Source organism: uncultured Sulfitobacter sp., assembly GCF_947497275.1.
GTDB lineage: Bacteria > Pseudomonadota > Alphaproteobacteria > Rhodobacterales > Rhodobacteraceae > Sulfitobacter.
Genome location: NZ_CANMFS010000006.1, coordinates 153,192 through 168,084 on the forward strand (window position 1 = coordinate 153,192; position 14,893 = coordinate 168,084).

17 protein-coding genes and 1 pseudogene are annotated in these 14,893 nt (G+C 61.2%); 8 read left to right on the plus strand and 10 right to left on the minus strand.

Features of this window, described 5'->3' with window-relative positions:
• Positions 1-417 precede the first annotated feature (417 nt).
• The 6 genes and pseudogenes from Q1A06_RS13820 to Q1A06_RS13845 all read left to right on the plus strand — a co-directional run.
• A pseudogene (locus Q1A06_RS13820) lies at positions 418-709 on the plus strand (AAA family ATPase); the annotation flags it as partial.
• Positions 687-1,310, plus strand: coding sequence for a hypothetical protein (locus tag Q1A06_RS13825; RefSeq protein ID WP_299564651.1), 624 nt, complete (start codon positions 687-689; stop codon positions 1,308-1,310). The pseudogene Q1A06_RS13820 and the gene Q1A06_RS13825, both read left to right, overlap by 23 nt.
• Positions 1,311-1,368: 58 nt before the next feature.
• Complete coding sequence (locus tag Q1A06_RS21050; RefSeq protein WP_366523534.1) at positions 1,369-1,677, plus strand: DUF6638 family protein; 309 nt, start codon at positions 1,369-1,371, stop codon at positions 1,675-1,677.
• On the plus strand, positions 1,674-2,354 hold the full coding sequence (locus tag Q1A06_RS13835; protein WP_299564657.1) for a DUF6638 family protein: 681 nt from the start codon (positions 1,674-1,676) through the stop codon (positions 2,352-2,354). The genes Q1A06_RS21050 and Q1A06_RS13835 overlap by 4 nt, the downstream gene beginning before the upstream one ends.
• 1 nt (position 2,355) lies before the next feature.
• A complete protein-coding gene (locus Q1A06_RS13840; protein WP_299564660.1) occupies positions 2,356-2,622 on the plus strand; it encodes a hypothetical protein in 267 nt (88 codons plus the stop codon).
• An 11-nt stretch (positions 2,623-2,633) separates the two neighbouring features.
• Positions 2,634-3,281 (plus strand): DUF1523 family protein, encoded by a 648-nt coding sequence (locus tag Q1A06_RS13845; protein WP_299564663.1) that lies wholly within the window; start codon positions 2,634-2,636, stop codon positions 3,279-3,281.
• A gap of 222 nt (positions 3,282-3,503) precedes the next feature.
• Here the strand turns inward: Q1A06_RS13845 and Q1A06_RS13850 are convergent, their stop codons facing one another.
• Both Q1A06_RS13850 and Q1A06_RS13855 read right to left on the minus strand, forming a co-directional pair.
• Positions 3,504-3,884, minus strand: coding sequence for a histidine triad nucleotide-binding protein (locus Q1A06_RS13850; RefSeq protein ID WP_299564666.1), 381 nt, complete (start codon positions 3,882-3,884; stop codon positions 3,504-3,506).
• Positions 3,885-3,895: 11 nt separating this feature from the next.
• Positions 3,896-5,473, minus strand: a complete 1,578-nt coding sequence (locus Q1A06_RS13855; RefSeq protein WP_299564669.1) for a DUF5928 domain-containing protein — start codon at positions 5,471-5,473, stop codon at positions 3,896-3,898.
• Between the two features lie 141 nt (positions 5,474-5,614).
• Here Q1A06_RS13855 and Q1A06_RS13860 point away from each other — a divergent pair, with 141 nt between their 5' ends.
• Together Q1A06_RS13860 and Q1A06_RS13865 are read left to right on the plus strand one after the other, a co-directional pair.
• Entirely contained in the window at positions 5,615-6,433 is an 819-nt protein-coding gene (locus tag Q1A06_RS13860; protein WP_299564672.1) for a sulfotransferase family protein, read from the plus strand.
• Between the two features lie 108 nt (positions 6,434-6,541).
• Positions 6,542-7,237 carry a fumarylacetoacetate hydrolase family protein gene (locus tag Q1A06_RS13865; protein WP_299564674.1) on the plus strand — a complete coding sequence of 232 codons (696 nt, stop codon included), beginning with the start codon at positions 6,542-6,544 and terminating at the stop codon, positions 7,235-7,237.
• 111 nt (positions 7,238-7,348) lie between these two features.
• On the opposite strand, the gene Q1A06_RS13870 is transcribed toward Q1A06_RS13865, so the two are convergent.
• The 8 genes from Q1A06_RS13870 to Q1A06_RS13905 all read right to left on the minus strand — a co-directional run bounded on the left by Q1A06_RS13870 (position 7,349) and on the right by Q1A06_RS13905 (position 14,878).
• The gene (locus Q1A06_RS13870) at positions 7,349-7,939 is read right to left on the minus strand and encodes a DUF805 domain-containing protein (RefSeq protein WP_299564677.1); all 591 of its coding nucleotides are present in this window, start codon (positions 7,937-7,939) and stop codon (positions 7,349-7,351) included.
• 76 nt (positions 7,940-8,015) lie between these two features.
• Positions 8,016-9,392, minus strand: a complete 1,377-nt coding sequence (locus tag Q1A06_RS13875) for a tetratricopeptide repeat protein (protein ID WP_299564680.1) — start codon at positions 9,390-9,392, stop codon at positions 8,016-8,018.
• 14 nt (positions 9,393-9,406) lie between these two features.
• On the minus strand, positions 9,407-10,192 hold the full coding sequence (locus Q1A06_RS13880; RefSeq protein ID WP_299564683.1) for an alpha/beta fold hydrolase: 786 nt from the start codon (positions 10,190-10,192) through the stop codon (positions 9,407-9,409).
• Positions 10,179-11,174: a P1 family peptidase gene (locus Q1A06_RS13885; RefSeq protein ID WP_299565002.1), complete on the minus strand. Its 996-nt coding sequence runs from the start codon at positions 11,172-11,174 to the stop codon at positions 10,179-10,181. Before Q1A06_RS13885 ends, Q1A06_RS13880 begins: the two co-directional genes overlap by 14 nt.
• A 2-nt stretch (positions 11,175-11,176) precedes the next feature.
• Positions 11,177-11,527, minus strand: coding sequence for a cupin domain-containing protein (locus tag Q1A06_RS13890; protein ID WP_299564685.1), 351 nt, complete (start codon positions 11,525-11,527; stop codon positions 11,177-11,179).
• Entirely contained in the window at positions 11,524-13,122 is a 1,599-nt protein-coding gene (locus tag Q1A06_RS13895) for a dipeptide ABC transporter ATP-binding protein (RefSeq protein WP_299564688.1), read from the minus strand. Before Q1A06_RS13895 ends, Q1A06_RS13890 begins: the two co-directional genes overlap by 4 nt.
• Positions 13,119-13,934 (minus strand): ABC transporter permease, encoded by an 816-nt coding sequence (locus tag Q1A06_RS13900; RefSeq protein WP_299564691.1) that lies wholly within the window; start codon positions 13,932-13,934, stop codon positions 13,119-13,121. Before Q1A06_RS13900 ends, Q1A06_RS13895 begins: the two co-directional genes overlap by 4 nt.
• Entirely contained in the window at positions 13,931-14,878 is a 948-nt protein-coding gene (locus tag Q1A06_RS13905) for an ABC transporter permease (RefSeq protein WP_299565004.1), read from the minus strand. Before Q1A06_RS13905 ends, Q1A06_RS13900 begins: the two co-directional genes overlap by 4 nt.
• Positions 14,879-14,893: the final 15 nt, after the last annotated feature.

Sequence of the window (14,893 nt, forward strand, 5' to 3'; positions counted from 1 at the left end):
CGCTCCGAAAGACGTTGTTTCGGGGCGCGCACAGCATGCATCGTGCCATGGAAGGGATGTATCAGTCGGGTGGATGTAGATTAGGCTTACGTCGTTTACACTTGGAGAAGTATCTCGAAATGGAAGCGGCCAAGCGCGAGGTGCTGGACCAAAAAGCCAAGGCCGACAAGCGTTTCGCCCCGATCATCGAAAACACGACAGCAATGCGTATGGGGAATGATGCGTAAATCCGGGGCGGATATTCCCAAAGCGTGGCTTTCTTCCCAGGGGATAAAGGATCTAGTCGTTGGAATTTTCCTGATCGTCCTGCCGCCGCAAGTGCTCGAATTCTTCGGGCTAGGTATTGGGAGGTCAGTATATCTGGTGCAATCCTGATCATCCGGACCTGGAGCCGAGAATTAAACTGGATCATCGTTAAACGACGGCTTTATCGGTCGCGCGATCAAGAACATCACCGGCGCGGTTCCCCGATGAATGGATGGAACAGCCCAACCTGTTCCTGTTCAAAGCCCATGACCAGAAGAAAGCGATGATCGAAGACATGCGCCAGCCGATCGCAGTTGAGATGGTGATACAAGAGATCAATCGCTATGCTGACAAGTCGGACAAGGTGGCGATTGAAGGAGCGGTGCGGGTGATGCTGCGGATGGAAGAGGCGAAGAAGCGGTACTTGGGGGGGGACGAGGGTGAACTGGATAGAAATTTCTGAACTCGCGAGAAATGTATCACTTATTTTTCTTGGGATGATTGGCGCATACGTCGCGCTGCAGGGATTGGGCTCTTGGAAGAGGCAAGAAGAATGGAAGATAAACAGAGAGGTGGCATCGGATGTCTTTGAAAGCCTCCTAGAGTATCGCGAAGCTATTTCTCGTTTCCGGACACGCAAGGTTACTAGTGAAGAGGTTAGGCAGTATTTGAGTGGTGAAGAAGTATTCGAATGTACAATGTTAGAGTACTTTGAACGACTTAAACCAATATTAGAGCACCGCTTTGGAATACTAGAGGGTAAGGTCCGAGCCTTGCAGTTATCTATAGAGCGTGCACGATTTCTTTGGGGAAATGAACTTGGCGTTGAGTACAATCAAGTGTTCTTTTCGGTCGGCATGATTTCGAATTTCTTAAAGACCATATATACGTCTGTTCCCTTCATGCAGCCTACTCTTCGCAGTGCAATCCTTGGCCAACTAGAAGCCGAATGGGGTACTGTATTGGAGGGCAAAAGTGGTTCTGATCAATTTGAAGAAGACTTACTCAAAGCAGTAAAGGCCATCGAAGTCGATTTAAGATCTAGGGTGGGGGTGCTGACATGAACCGCCTCATCCGCGCCGGTCTGATGTTCGGCAATCTCTTGCATGTCTCCTCCCGGCGCTGGTCGAGCGGTGCAACAGCGCGCTACACCACCTCACGGGGCATAAAACCACCCTCACTGATTTCTACTTCGATAATTCCAGCTACTCCCCCGAGATCGGGGAGGAACTGGATGACCTGCTCTACCTCAACCACAAAGGCGTGAAGCGGCAGTGCATCCTGCTCAGCATGAAGCAGCGCACCGACCCCTTGCTCAACACGAGATTCTCCACCTCCAAGAGCACCCTGCGCAACGCGGACAAACTGGCAGAGATGGTCGACACATTCCGCGAGACGGGTGGTACGATGACGGGCTCATCTTCGACATGATCGCGCAGGCGCACAAGACCGGCGATGTGTTGCGCAATCCTGTGCGGCTCAAGGAAATGTCGTTCGATCAGCGCAACGAGATCGCGCAATTCCTGCGGCTCAACGGGCTGGTCGGGACGGTGCTGGAGGCGCGCGGAATTCGCCCGGCGGCGATCCTGCGCCAAAAGATAGATTTCATCACGATGGACGCGGTGGCGAAGGAGGGGACCAAGCTGGACGGTTTGACCCACGCCGACCTGCGCCGACCCGCCGACATCCTGCCGCCCGAGTTTCACAAGCTGGGCGCGCTGGTCAACTGGGCCGAGATCGGCGGTACCTTTCCGGCGATAGACAGCAGCGATCCGGTCTATTTCCACATCCTGCGCGCGGCGGACACGCCTGACGCCGAACTGGTCAACATGCTGCTGGCCAAGCTTGCGCCCAAGGACATCCGTCAGGTTTTCAACTGGCATAAGGATCTTTCTACGCGACCTACGCGCGCTGGGTTGAGGCAAAGAAGGCTTATCTGGTGGATTTTCTCTCAGCGGAGTATCTTGTGGGAAAAAACCGGTGTGCGCGATGGTTTCCTCGGCCATGAGCCACCTTTGGAGGTGCCGCCGCTGCCCCGGCGCGAGACCCCCCCGTGCCCGTTCGGGTGGCAATGTCAGGCCCCTGGGGGCGCTGTGAAAAGGAGATAGAATGTTTGCCCTTGCCCGCCTTATGGTCGTCGGTTTCCTTGCGCTTTCGGTCATTTACCTGTGCCTGTCGCTCTATTCGCGTGCGGTGCGCAAAGACAAGTTGCGCGAGGCATGGTACAAGGGGCCGCAGGATGTCCCGCTGGAGCATTTCCTCGAAGAGGGGTTAGAAGACTACGACAAGTCACTGCGCCGCAAATTGATCCTCGCGGTCTATGTCATTCCGGTCATCCTTGTGTCAGTGATCATCTACCTGACGAATTTTAGTTAAAGAGGCCCTAGATGCTTAATCTTCTGCGTTGGACATTCTGGTTGACCGTTTGGGCGCTGGTGGTGGCGTTCTTTCACTATACACTGCCGCAGACGGATATCGTGCGGATCATCAACACCTATGAAGAGAGACAGGATTTCGGCGAAAACTCGATTTTCTGGACCGGGGCGAATACCGGCAATGATCCGACCGTTACGAACCGCGACGTTTTCTTTATCCAGACCCGCCGCGCCAAGGGCGATGTGATGGTCTACCGCAACGAAGACACCGGCTGGGGCTGGCCGCCGTATTTCAAGTTCGACACAGCCAATCTTCAGGCCGAAGCGGCGGATGCCGCGTCGACGGGCGAAACCGCACGGTGGTTTGCAATGAAACACTATGGCTGGCGCAATGAATTCCTGACGGTCTATCCCAACGCCATCTCACTCCGGCCCGTTTCGGGGCCGGGTGCGTCCAAAGGCATTCCGTGGCTCAATATCATCATCATCACGCTGTTCGTGGCGGTCGTCTATGGCATCTGGGTACGCTGGCGCAGGTTCCGAAAGGCGCGCATCGATCCAACGATGGAAGCGATCGAGGACGATCTGGCGGTACGCACCGGGGCTGTGCGGGGATGGTTTGGCAGCAAGAAAAAGAAACGCGGAAGCGACACCCTGTAACCAAAGCTGGTCCCGCCGCTCGCTGCGCACCTTCGCGGTACTTCGCTGTGCACAGACCTGTGCGGTCCCGCCTTTCGGCTTGTTCGATTCCGCCGCGCCACTGCCCGATGTGGTGTCCGCGCATACTGTTGCGCTGCGCGCCTGATACCGCAAGACGGCAACACCCGCCTGCCTACCCCGCCCAAAACGATCGGGCGGGCAGGCGATTGGCGCCCCGCCGCATTACTTGGCGGGCTGTACCATTCGGCCCATGCGCCGCCCGCCCAGAATATGCAGGTGCAAATGCGGCACTTCCTGCACGCCGTGCGCACCTGCGTTACTGATGATACGGTAGCCTTCGTTGGCATCGATGCTGACGCCTTCCTGCGCGCAGATCTTGGCAATGGCGCGGGTGTAATCGACGATCTCCGCATCCGACGCCTCAGCTGCAAAATGGTCATAGCTGACATATGCCCCCTTCGGGATCACCAGCACATGGACCGGTGCCTGCGGTTCGATATCGCGGAAGGCAAGCGTGTGATCGGTCTCCAGCACGGTATCGTTGGGGATCTCCCCGCGCAGGATTTTGGCAAAGATATTCTGGTCGTCATAGTGATAAGCCATGGTGTTATTCCTTAATCGGCAAACAGGTAGTCGGTACTGGTGATTTCTTGCGCTTTCTCGGCGCTCACCCCCAGAAATTTGGCCAGCTCTTCCGCGTTTTCGGCAGAAGAGGCGCTCTCGCGCATCCGGCTATGGTTCTCGAACTGCGCATCGCGGATCGCGTCGCTTTCAAACGTCATGTCATTGCGGATCGTCGGCAAAAGCCTGTCGAGCGTCTCTTGCGATGTCTGCTCCCCGGCAAGGCCCACGCGCATCGAATGGCCGATCAGGTACTCGTCGGTAAAGGTACATTCAATCTCAAGGATCCGCGTAACCGACCGGTCTGCGGCAAAATCTTCGAGCAATTCGAGATTGGTCGGGTCCATGCAGACGATCAGGCGGTCGGTCTCGAAATAATCGAACAGCATCCGCATCAGGGCGCGGCGATGGCGCGTGCGCTTGCCCAGTGTTTTCTCGATCCCGCCAAGAGCCGGCAGCGGCGCGTCCTCTTCGTTGAACACATACTCGATGGCGGGCACGTTCGTCGTCTGGCGGATCCGCTCCAGCACCCGCTTGGCCACATGCCACTTCTTGCAGACCACGACCAATAGCTCGCGCTCGCGGCCAAGGGTCGATTCCGTCTCCCAGAAGCGGGTGGAGAACCGCCGCCCGATCCGGCCCCGCCCGGTCAGAAATCTGAACAGGCTGCGGCCCTCGTTGCTGATCTGGAACTGCGTGCCCTTGGCTGAATAGAGCAGTCCCAGCCGCCGCTTGAGATCCTGCGCATCGGCGCTGATCTTGCGCGCGAACAGATAATCCTGCCCCAGCAACAGATCGTAATGATCGTTGTAGAACGTCACCGGCATCCCGTAGTCGGTGAACATCAGAAACGTCAGCGTGCGCGGGCGTATCTCCCTTTCGGGCACCAGGTGGCGCACCACCGTCTGGAAAAACGTCTCGTCCGGGATCCAGGTGGTCCGGAAAAACCGGATCACGTCGCGCCGTTCCTTGCAGAACTCCAGCAGCCATTCGATCGTGCGTCTGCGCAGGCACCACCACTGGCTGCCGATCTGCACCTGAATGTCACTGGGGATGTCGCGCGTCAGCCCAAGGCGCTTTTGCAACTCGAACATCGCGTAGAACCGCTTTTTCTGGGTCCGCTCGTTGAACCAGTGGCGATAGATCAACCGCTCCTCGGTCCAGCCCGTCTTGATCCAGTCGCTCTCGAAGTAATCAAAGCTCTCGATGTAATCGACATCGTCGTTGTCGAGAAAACCGTGGGTGTACTCCGCCGATTTGATCGCCATGCAATCGCCAGACAGCATGTAGAAATGCGTCGCGCGCGGAAACGCCTCGACCGCCGCCTCCACCGCGTGCAGCGTCGCCTGCACCAGCGACCATTCGCCCCAGCCGCATTTGATCCGTTTGGCCGCGAAGGTCACGTTTGGATTGTCGCGCAGGGCATCGCGGATCTTGCTGAAATGCGCGGCATCGGCAGAGGCGTCGAAATGGATCGACATGTAGTCGCCCACAGCCGTCAAACGCTCCGCCTGCCTGATGATGGAGTCGGGATCTTTATGGCAAAGAAGGATGTAGGCGATTTTTGCCATTCAGGAACCAGTCACCTGTTTTTTGCTCGATTGTTACATAGATAATCGTGAACACTGATTGAATAAACCGCAATAATTTGGTTTTGTCATGGAAAAGGCGCCGCAGACGGCGAAGCAAGCCTTGAGCAGGAGCGCGCACGTATGGGTTTTCCCGGAACCTGGATGACCGAGAGCGAGAGCATGGTGTACCGCGTTGTGCCCAAGTGCGCGTGCTCTACCATCGGCCAGATCATGTATTATTCCGACCACGGCGCGTTTTTCGACGGCGACATTCATGACGCGAAATCCGGTCTCCACAAATGGGCGCTGGAGCCGAGCCAGCAGCCGATCAGCACGAATGTGCAGAACCATACCTCCTACTCCTTCACCTGCGTACGCAACCCGTACACCCGCATCCTCAGCTCGTTCTTCGACAAGATTTGCGGGATCCAGCGCAACGGCAAACGCTATCGCGGCAATCTGGTGCCCCTGCTGATCCAGAAATACGGCATCGAAGTAGGCGGCGAGGACGGCAAGCAGGAGTTCGACCAGATCGCGAGCTTCCGCCGGTTCCTGCTGTTCGCGCGCGACACGATCCGCTGGCGCCGGCCGATGGATCCCGACATCCACTGGTCTGCCATGTCCGGCCACGTCAGCACGTTCATCGTGAACGGCGGCAAATACGACAACATCATCTGGACCGAAGCGTTCAACGACGGCATGCGCGATGTTCTGGACGCCATTGAAACGCCGAAATCGCTGAACCTCGAAGAAATTCCCCGGTTCAACGAAAGCGAGGGCCACGGCCCCAAACGCGCCCATCCGGTCGAAGATTACTTCGACGACCTGTCGATGCATCTGGTCTACGAGATCTACAAACGCGATTTCAACCTGTTCAAGTACGACTTCGAGAACCCGGCAAACAAGATGCCCACCGGCGAGATAGACCTTGACGAGGTGCACGCCAAACTCGGCGATTAACCGATTGTTAATAATCAGAAAACCTTTCGCGTGCGAAAGAAGCGGTGGACATCGCACACGCCCTGCGCTTTATCTGAAATCCATATCATTCCATCCAAAGGCCCTCTGATGTCATATGTGTTTGCAGCGCCGCCACAGGCCAGCCTCGCCGTTCAGGATACCGATGCTCGTTTTCCCGTGCGCCGCATCTTCTGTGTCGGCCGCAATTACGAGGCGCACGCCCGCGAGATGGGCAATGATCCCGACCGCGAGCCGCCGTTCTTCTTCACCAAACCCGCAGACGCGGTCATGGACACGCCCTGCACCTTCCCCTATCCGCCCCTTACGCAGGATCTGCACTACGAGATCGAACTGGTCCTTGCGATCGGCAAAGGCGGCAAGGACTTACGCGAAGACGCGGTCATGGATCACATCTGGGGTGCCTCCGTCGGCATTGATTTCACCCGCAGGGATCTGCAGGCGGAGGCCAAGAAGACAGGCCGCCCCTGGGACTGGGCCAAGGCCTTCGACCATTCCGCGCCAATCGCGCCGATCAAACCCATCGCACAGGTCCCAAGCCTCACCAAGGCACGCATCTGGCTGGCCGTGAACGGCAAGATCCGGCAGGATGCGGACATCGCCGATCTGATCTGGTCTGTACGCGAACACGTCTCGACACTTAGCCGTGCGATGATCCTCGCACCGGGTGATCTGGTCATGACAGGCACCCCGGCCGGCGTCGGCGCGGTTGTTCCTGGCGATGTCATAACCGGAGGGGTCGACGGCATCGCCGATCTCGAAGTGACGGTCGGCCTCCAAAGCTGACCAGCGCCCATTTCTTTTGGCCCCAAATATCCCGGGGGGCCGTTCCCCTCGTTGGGGAACGGCTGGGGGCTGGCCCCCTCATGTTTCGAAGTGCGACTTCCTGACCGCAAATCAACGGCGCGGCGGCGGACCCCACTGGTTCACTTCCTCCTTGGTCGCGGTGCAGAAGAAAACGATCAGCACGATCCATCCGACCAGCGGGACCAGAATGATCAGATACCACCATCCGGTGCGCCCTATGTCGTGCAGCCGGCGGACGGATATAGCAATCGAAGGCAGGAACAAGACGAGCGAGACAAGCCCGTTCACCGCGCCGACCTCGCTCAACCCCAGCAGCGAATCCACGATCGATGCGGCAAAGCCGAGCACGACCGACCATACCACCCACCACCAGAACTGGGCGCGCGTCGAACGGGTCCTGAAATCGACATAGCGGGCAAAGCCGTCCTTCAGCGCGCCCATGAAACTGTTGGCGTCTTCGCGCGCGGGGTCTTCGGCGTCGACACGGGGCGCACCCGGCGGCATCGGGTCTTGGCCGGTCCGGGTCGCGGTCGTGCCGAGCGGAAGCCAGTCTTCCATGCCCTCCTGCCAAACCAGCGTATCGCGGCGGATCGTGCCGTTCTCGACCAGGGCGTCAAATTCGGCTTGGTTCAACGGCCCTTTCGACGTGCCGTCCTCGGCGTAATACCATTCTTTGTCCATGGCGCAGGACTCCTTTAATTAGCCATCATACCAATTCCGCGAAGGTAGCGGTCCTTCGGGCGCGCGGCAATTGCCCTCAGGACCGCTGCGCGGACAGCGTGCGCTCAGCGCGGGCGCGGGCCTCTTGTGCCAGCGCGGGAAGGCCGGTGCTGGCATAGACATCACCCAGCATGAGGTTGAGCGGAACTCCGTCGGGATCGTAGGTCCGGCGCATTTCCAATATCTGCTGCGCGGATGACGCACGTCCGTCACGCACCAGCGCATCGAGGTGAATCTGCTCGAACAGATCGCGCTGTGCATGACTGCCGCCGCATTCCGCCATGCGTGGCAACGCCCGCGCAAGCTGCGTGATTGCTGTATTCCAGTCGCCTTTCGCATGGGCAAGAATACCTCTCGCGGCGGGCAACGCCACGTCACGCCATGCAATATGGTCGTGCCACTGCACGTCCGCGGCGCGCGCCTCGATCGCCTGCATCAGCGCGGTAGCCTCCGGCCTGCCGGTCCGCCCAAGCGCGTAGAGATATTGAAGCGAGAGAAACGGATTGACCGTGTCGGCGCCGCGTTGCGCCACATGATCGGCCACGTCCCCCCACCTGTCGCCGACATCGACACCGGCGAACTCCATCCGCGCCAACAAGGACGTCGCACCGACCTGATCCTGGGAATAGCCTTTTTCAAGGCCCCAGACATGAGTGTCATAAGCGCGGCGCACGTCGTCATGCCGCCCCTGGCTGAGATAGAACAGTGCCAGATGCCACCAGTTGTGGCTGTGCATGAAACTGTTCAACCCGCTCCAGGTGTCTGCCACACCTTCAAGGAACGCCGCACCTTCGGCTACCCGGCCTTGCGTCAGCATGACGTGCGCGATGGCGTGGTGCGCCCATGGCTCATCATGCCGCAATTCCATCGCCCGGCGCGCTGCGGCTTCGGCGCGGTCCAGCAGGTGACATTGCTCATAGCCGAAGGCGATCATGCCGTGGGCATAGGCGTTGTCCTCGGCCTGCGGCAGCGCCCTGAGCGCAATGCGCAACATGCCGGGCGCATCGCCAAGGTTGAACAGATGGTACTGCGCCAGTTTCTGCATAACCATATCGCGGGGATGATCCGTGGTGATACGGTCACAGATCTTCAGCAGCGCCGGAACGTCACCCGCCACCCATGCGGCGGCAGCGTCGATCACCAGAGCCTCGCGCGCCGTGATGTCATCTGCCGCCGCGCGGGCGCGCGCAACATAGGGGGCGGCATTTTCCGGGGCGGTGGGGGCTTCGAGAAACATCCACAAGAGCGCCGCATAGGCATTCGCAACCGCACAGTCTGGATCGGCGTCCGCCGCCGCCATCACGCTCGCCGCCTTGGGCTGATAGCTGAGGAAGCCGTGAATGAAATCGTTGATCGCCGACAGGGTTTCGGGGCGGTCGCAGGTGACGGGCAGTCCATAGAGATCATCGGGCATGGCAGTCTCCTATGTCAGTGGGCGTTTGCGAATTCATGCAGGCGGTCGACGACGGCCTGCGGTTGGTCCCAATGGATCGAATGGCCGGCACCTTCGATCATGTGTACCGGCATACCCTCCAGCGCGGGCCGCGCAAGGGCGGCGGGGATCAGCAGATCATCCTGCGCCAGCAGCGCCTGCGCCGGGCAGCGCAGATCGCAGATCGCGTCCACAACGTAGCCGTCAAGCGCGGCCAGTTGATGCGCCATCGCCGGAGCCGTTTGCGCGAAGGGATAGGCAAGCGAGGCTGCGAGCGCCTGCTCGATCATTCCGTCGGCCTCGTAGGCGGCGGGTGAAAAGAGCCAGGGGAACAGCGCGTTCAGCCAGGTTGCGGGGGCCGCATTGCTTTGCCGCACCGCCAGCAAGGTGCGAAAAAACGCGATGTTCCGCTCAAGCCTGAGCGGTGCGGAGGCGGCCAGCGTGAGCGAGCGGACCGTCTCGGGAAACCGCCGTGCTAGCCGCATCCCGACCAGCCCCCCCATCGAATGACCAAGGACATGCGCCCGCCCCAGATTGACGCTGTCGATCAGGCCTGCGCAATCGGCGGCCATCAGGTCGACACTGGCGGGCGCGTTCCACGGCACGGTCTGCCCGGTGGTGCGGTTGTCGAGACGTATCACCGTGAAGTGCGGCTCCAGCAGCGGGACCAGCGGTGCCCAGCTTGCATGATCGCTCATCATGCCGGCGATCAGCAGCAGCGGCGGGCCATCGCCTGATCGTTCGAAGTGTATCTTGACGGTGTCGCGTTCAAATGTCGGCATTGGCGCTGCTCCAGCAAGGCATGACATCGCCGTCCGCCGGGGTGGCGGCATAAACCGCGCGCGCGATCGCACGGGCAAGGCAAAGGGATGCCGCATGCCCGGTCAGCATAACATCGGCGGCGGGCCGCGCAGCGGTGGTGAGGGCAAAGACCAGATCCCCGTCGTGCGGGGTATGGGCGGGCACACAGGCGCGCGCGATGCCGTCGTGCGCGGCGGTGGCTACACGGTGGCACTGCGCCTTGGTCAGTTCGGCGTCGGTGGCGACGATGGCGATCGTGGTGTTGGCGCGCGCGCCCATCGCACGCGTCTTGCGGCTGTCGAGCGACAGGCCCAGACCGCCGCGCGGATCGGGGCCGACGCCGCCGAATTCGGCACCCATCTCGAAAGGGGCGGCATAGAAGTGCCGGTCGCCCGGTGTCGTGACGGCCCCGACCGCGTTGGCCGCGACGAGTGCGGCGACAGTGCTGCCATCGGGCAGCACCAGCGACGCAGTACCAAGCCCGCCCTTGAGCATCGCCGTCAGCGCGCCGGAACCCGCACCGACACTGCCAATGTCGAACGATGCTGCGGCATTGGCGTAGGCCGCGCGTCCCAGCGCGCGGTACGGGTTCTCGGTCCAGCCCTTGTTACCGCCGTTGAGCAGGTCGAACAGGATCGCACCCGGCACCAGCGGGATCTGGGCCGGTCCGATGGCGTAGCCACGCCCGTCGGCGCGCAGACTGTCCATGACGCCCGAACAGGCATCGAGCCCGAAAGCGGACCCCCCTGACAGCACCAGCGCATCCACGGCTGCTACGGATTTGTCGGGGGCAAGCAGATCCGTCTCACGCGTGCCCGGAGCGCCGCCCATCACCGCGACAGAGGCGGTAAAGGGCGCGTCGCCCACCACGACTGTCGTGCCGGATTTTAGATTTGCGTCCTGCGCATTGCCGACCCGCAGACCGGCGATGTCGGACAGGCTGTTGGTGGGGCCGGGCGTCATGGTCATATCCGTGGCTTGCTGCTGGCGGTGGCTGCGTCGCCGGTGTTGGGCGTGCCCGCGGGTTCGATCAGCAGCACCTTGCATTCCGTGTCCGCACGGGGCCGGTGGGTCACGCCGCGCGGCACGATGAACACCTCACCCGCACGCACGGTGTGGCTGCTGTCTTCGATGTCCATGGTCATCGCCCCCTCAAGCACGAGAAAGAAATCATCGGTGTCCTCGTGCAGGTGGAACGGAAATTCGCCTCTGAATTTGACGACCATCACATCGTTGTCGTTGTACTGCGCGATTACGTGCGGATCCCAGTGCGTCGTCACAAGATCGAGCTTGTCTGCGAGGTTTATCGGCTTCATGCGGTCAGTCCTTGAATGTCGGGCAGTGTCGGGGCGGCGTCGATCAGAGTTTGGGTGTAGGGGTGCTGCGGCGCGGTGAATACATCCTCCGTCGGACCCTGTTCAACGATTTCACCGGACTTCATCACCAGAACCCGGTCCGTGATGGTGCGCACCACGCTGAGATCGTGGGAGATGAACAGATAGCTCAGGTTGTAGGCGGTGCAAAGATCGGCCAACAGATCAAGGATCTGCGCGCGCACTGAAACGTCGAGCGCGCTCACCGCCTCGTCGAACAGGATCAGGTCCGGGCGGATGATCAGCGCACGCGCGATGGCGATCCGTTGCCTTTGTCCGCCGGAAAACTCGTGGATGTACTTGGTGGCGTCCGACGGGTGCAGGCCGACGGCAACCAGCGCCTCGTCGATGGCCTTTTGCCGTGCCGCACCGGTGGGCGGATCGTCGAGCAGGTGAAATGGCTCGCAGATCTGGCGGGCGACGCGGTGCCGGGGATTGAAGCTGCCGAAGGGGTCCTGAAACACGACCTGCATGTGGCGGCGCACCGCAAGGTTGGGCTTGGTCGCGGTAAAGACGGGCGCACCGGCAAGCGTGATCTGCCCTTCCTGCGCCTGTTCTAGGCCCAGAAGTGCCCGCGTCAGGGTCGATTTCCCACAGCCACTCTCGCCCACCAGCCCCAGCCGCTCGCCCCGATCGAGGGTGAAACTCACGTTGTTGACGGCGCGAAAGCGGCCCGGTTTTCCAAATAATGTCTTGCGGGGGGTGGCATAGTCGCGCGAGACGCCGGTCACTTCGAGAAGCGGGCCGCTGGCTTTGGCCGGTGGCAGGGTGACGCGGTGGGCCGAGGCCGCGAACAGCATCCGCGTGTAGGGGTGGTGCATCTCGCGCAGAAGCGCACGGGTCTCGCCCTGCTCGACCATTTCGCCTTGCCGCATGACGATGATGCGGTCTGCCATGTCGGCAACGACGGCCAGATCGTGGGTGATCATCAAAAGACCCATACCGTCCTCGCGCGCCAGCCGGGTGAGCAGGTCGAGGATCTGCGCCTGTGTGGTGACATCCAGCGCCGTCGTCGGCTCGTCCGCGATCAGCAGGCGCGGGTGGCGTGCGATCGCCATCGCGATGACGACACGCTGGCGCTGGCCGCCCGACAATTCATGCGGAAAGCGCGACAGGGGGAACTGTTCCGGTGGCAGACCAACACGCAAGAGCGTCTCGGCGGCGCGTTTGCTGGCGTCCGCCTTGCTGGTGCGTTCATGCAACAGGACCGTTTCGGCGACCTGATCGCCGATGGTCTTGACCGGGTTGAGCGCGGTCATCGGTTCCTGAAACACCATGCCGATCTCATTGCCCCGGATTGCGCAGAGCTGTGTTTCGCTGAGCGTCGTCAGATCCCGGTCGCCCAGGATGATCTGGCCACTGGTTTGCGCCCCTTGCGGCAACAGCTGCATGGCGGCGAGCGCGGTCATGGATTTGCCGGACCCGCTTTCGCCGGTGACGGCCACGATTTCCCCCGCCGCGATGTCGAAGGTGATGCCGCGCAGGATCGCGTAGCTGTGGATCGACAGGCTGACGTTATCGAAGGACAGAAGGCTCATACCCGCGCCACCCGCAGGCGTGGATCGAGGTAGTCGCGCAGCCCGTCGCCCATCAGGTTGAGACCCAGCACCGCCAGGATGATGGCGAAACCGGGCATCAACGCTATGTGCGGCGCGATCGAGACCATCGTCTGCGCGTCGGCCAGCATCCTGCCCCAGCTTGGCGTCGGAGGTTGCGCGCCGAGGCCCACATAGCTTAGCCCCGCCTCGGCGAGGATGCCCAGCGAGAACTGGATCGTGCCCTGAACGATCAGCAGATTGGTGACGTTGGGCAGGATGTGTTCGAACGAGATGCGCAGGCTGGATTTGCCCGCGACCCGCGCGGCAAGGATGAATTCACGTTCCCACAGCGACAGCGCGGCGCCGCGTGTAATGCGGGCGAAAACGGGGATGTTGAAGATGCCGATGGCGATGATCGCGTTGATGGCACCGGCGCCGAAGACGGCGGTGATCAGGATGGCAATGACCAGGCTGGGAAAGGCGAAGACCAGATCGTTGCCGCGCATGATGATCTCGTCCACCAGCGATCCGCGCCGGGCCGCCGCCCACAGACCCAAGGGCACGCCGAGCAGCATTCCGATGCCGACCGCCACCACCGCCACGGCGAGGGACGTGCGCGCGCCGACCATGATCAGGCTGAGGATGTCGCGCCCGAAGTGATCGGTGCCCAGCGGATGCGCGCCACCAGGCGGCAGCAGGCGCGCGGGAATATCGAGGCCGGTATAGGAATGAGGGGTCCAGACGAACGACATCAGCGCGGCGATCACGAAAACCGCGGTCAGGAGCCCGCCGAGGATCAGGTTGCGATTCATGCGCGCGCTCTCAGTCGTGGATCGACGGAGGCATAGGCCAGATCGACGGCGAAGTTCACGAAGATGACGGCGAAGACCAGGAGCATCGTCACGCTTTCCACCACGATCAGATCGCGCGCCGAGATGGACTGGAAGATGAGCCGCCCCAGGCCGGGAAGATAGAAAACCTGCTCGATGATGATGCCCCCCGCCAATAGAAACGAAAATTGCAGGCCGATGATGGTCAGCACCGGGATCATGGCGTTGCGCAGACCGTGACGCCACAGCGCCTGCCGCGCGCTGAGCCCCTTGGCGCGCGCGGTACGCATGAAATCCTCGCCCAGAACATCCAGCAGCGCCGAGCGCATGACCCGCGCGAGGATCGCGGCCTGCGGCAGGGCAAGTGCGATCGCGGGAAGCGTGAGAGAGCGCAGGGCGGGCAGGGGGCCATCCTGCCACCCGGCAAAACCGCCTGCGGCGAACCAGCGCAGTTTGATCGCGAACAGGAGCACCAGCATCATTGCGAACCAGAAATTCGGGATCGCCACGCCCAGTTGCGTCGCCGCCATGACGCCCATGTCGCCCGCGCGCCCGCGACGGGCCGCTGCGTAGATTCCGGCGGGAAAGGCGATGAGCGTGGACAGCGCCAGAGCATAAAGCGCCAGCGGCAGCGACACCCACAACCGCTGCGCCACCATATCGGCGACCGGCGTGCGGTAGGTGTAGGAGGTGCCGAAATCACCGGTCAGCATACCGCCGACCCATGCCAGATACCGCTGCGGTTTGGAGGCGTCGAGGCCCAGTTCGCTGCGCAGCGCGGCAAGGGTCTCCGGCTGGGCGTTCATGCCCAGCATGAATGCCGCGGGATCGCCCGGCGCGACCTCGATCACGGCAAAAATCACCAGCGACGCAACGGCGAGACTGATGATCAGTGAAAGCAGTCTTTTGAGAAAATACCGCAGCATAAGGCGGAGGTTATG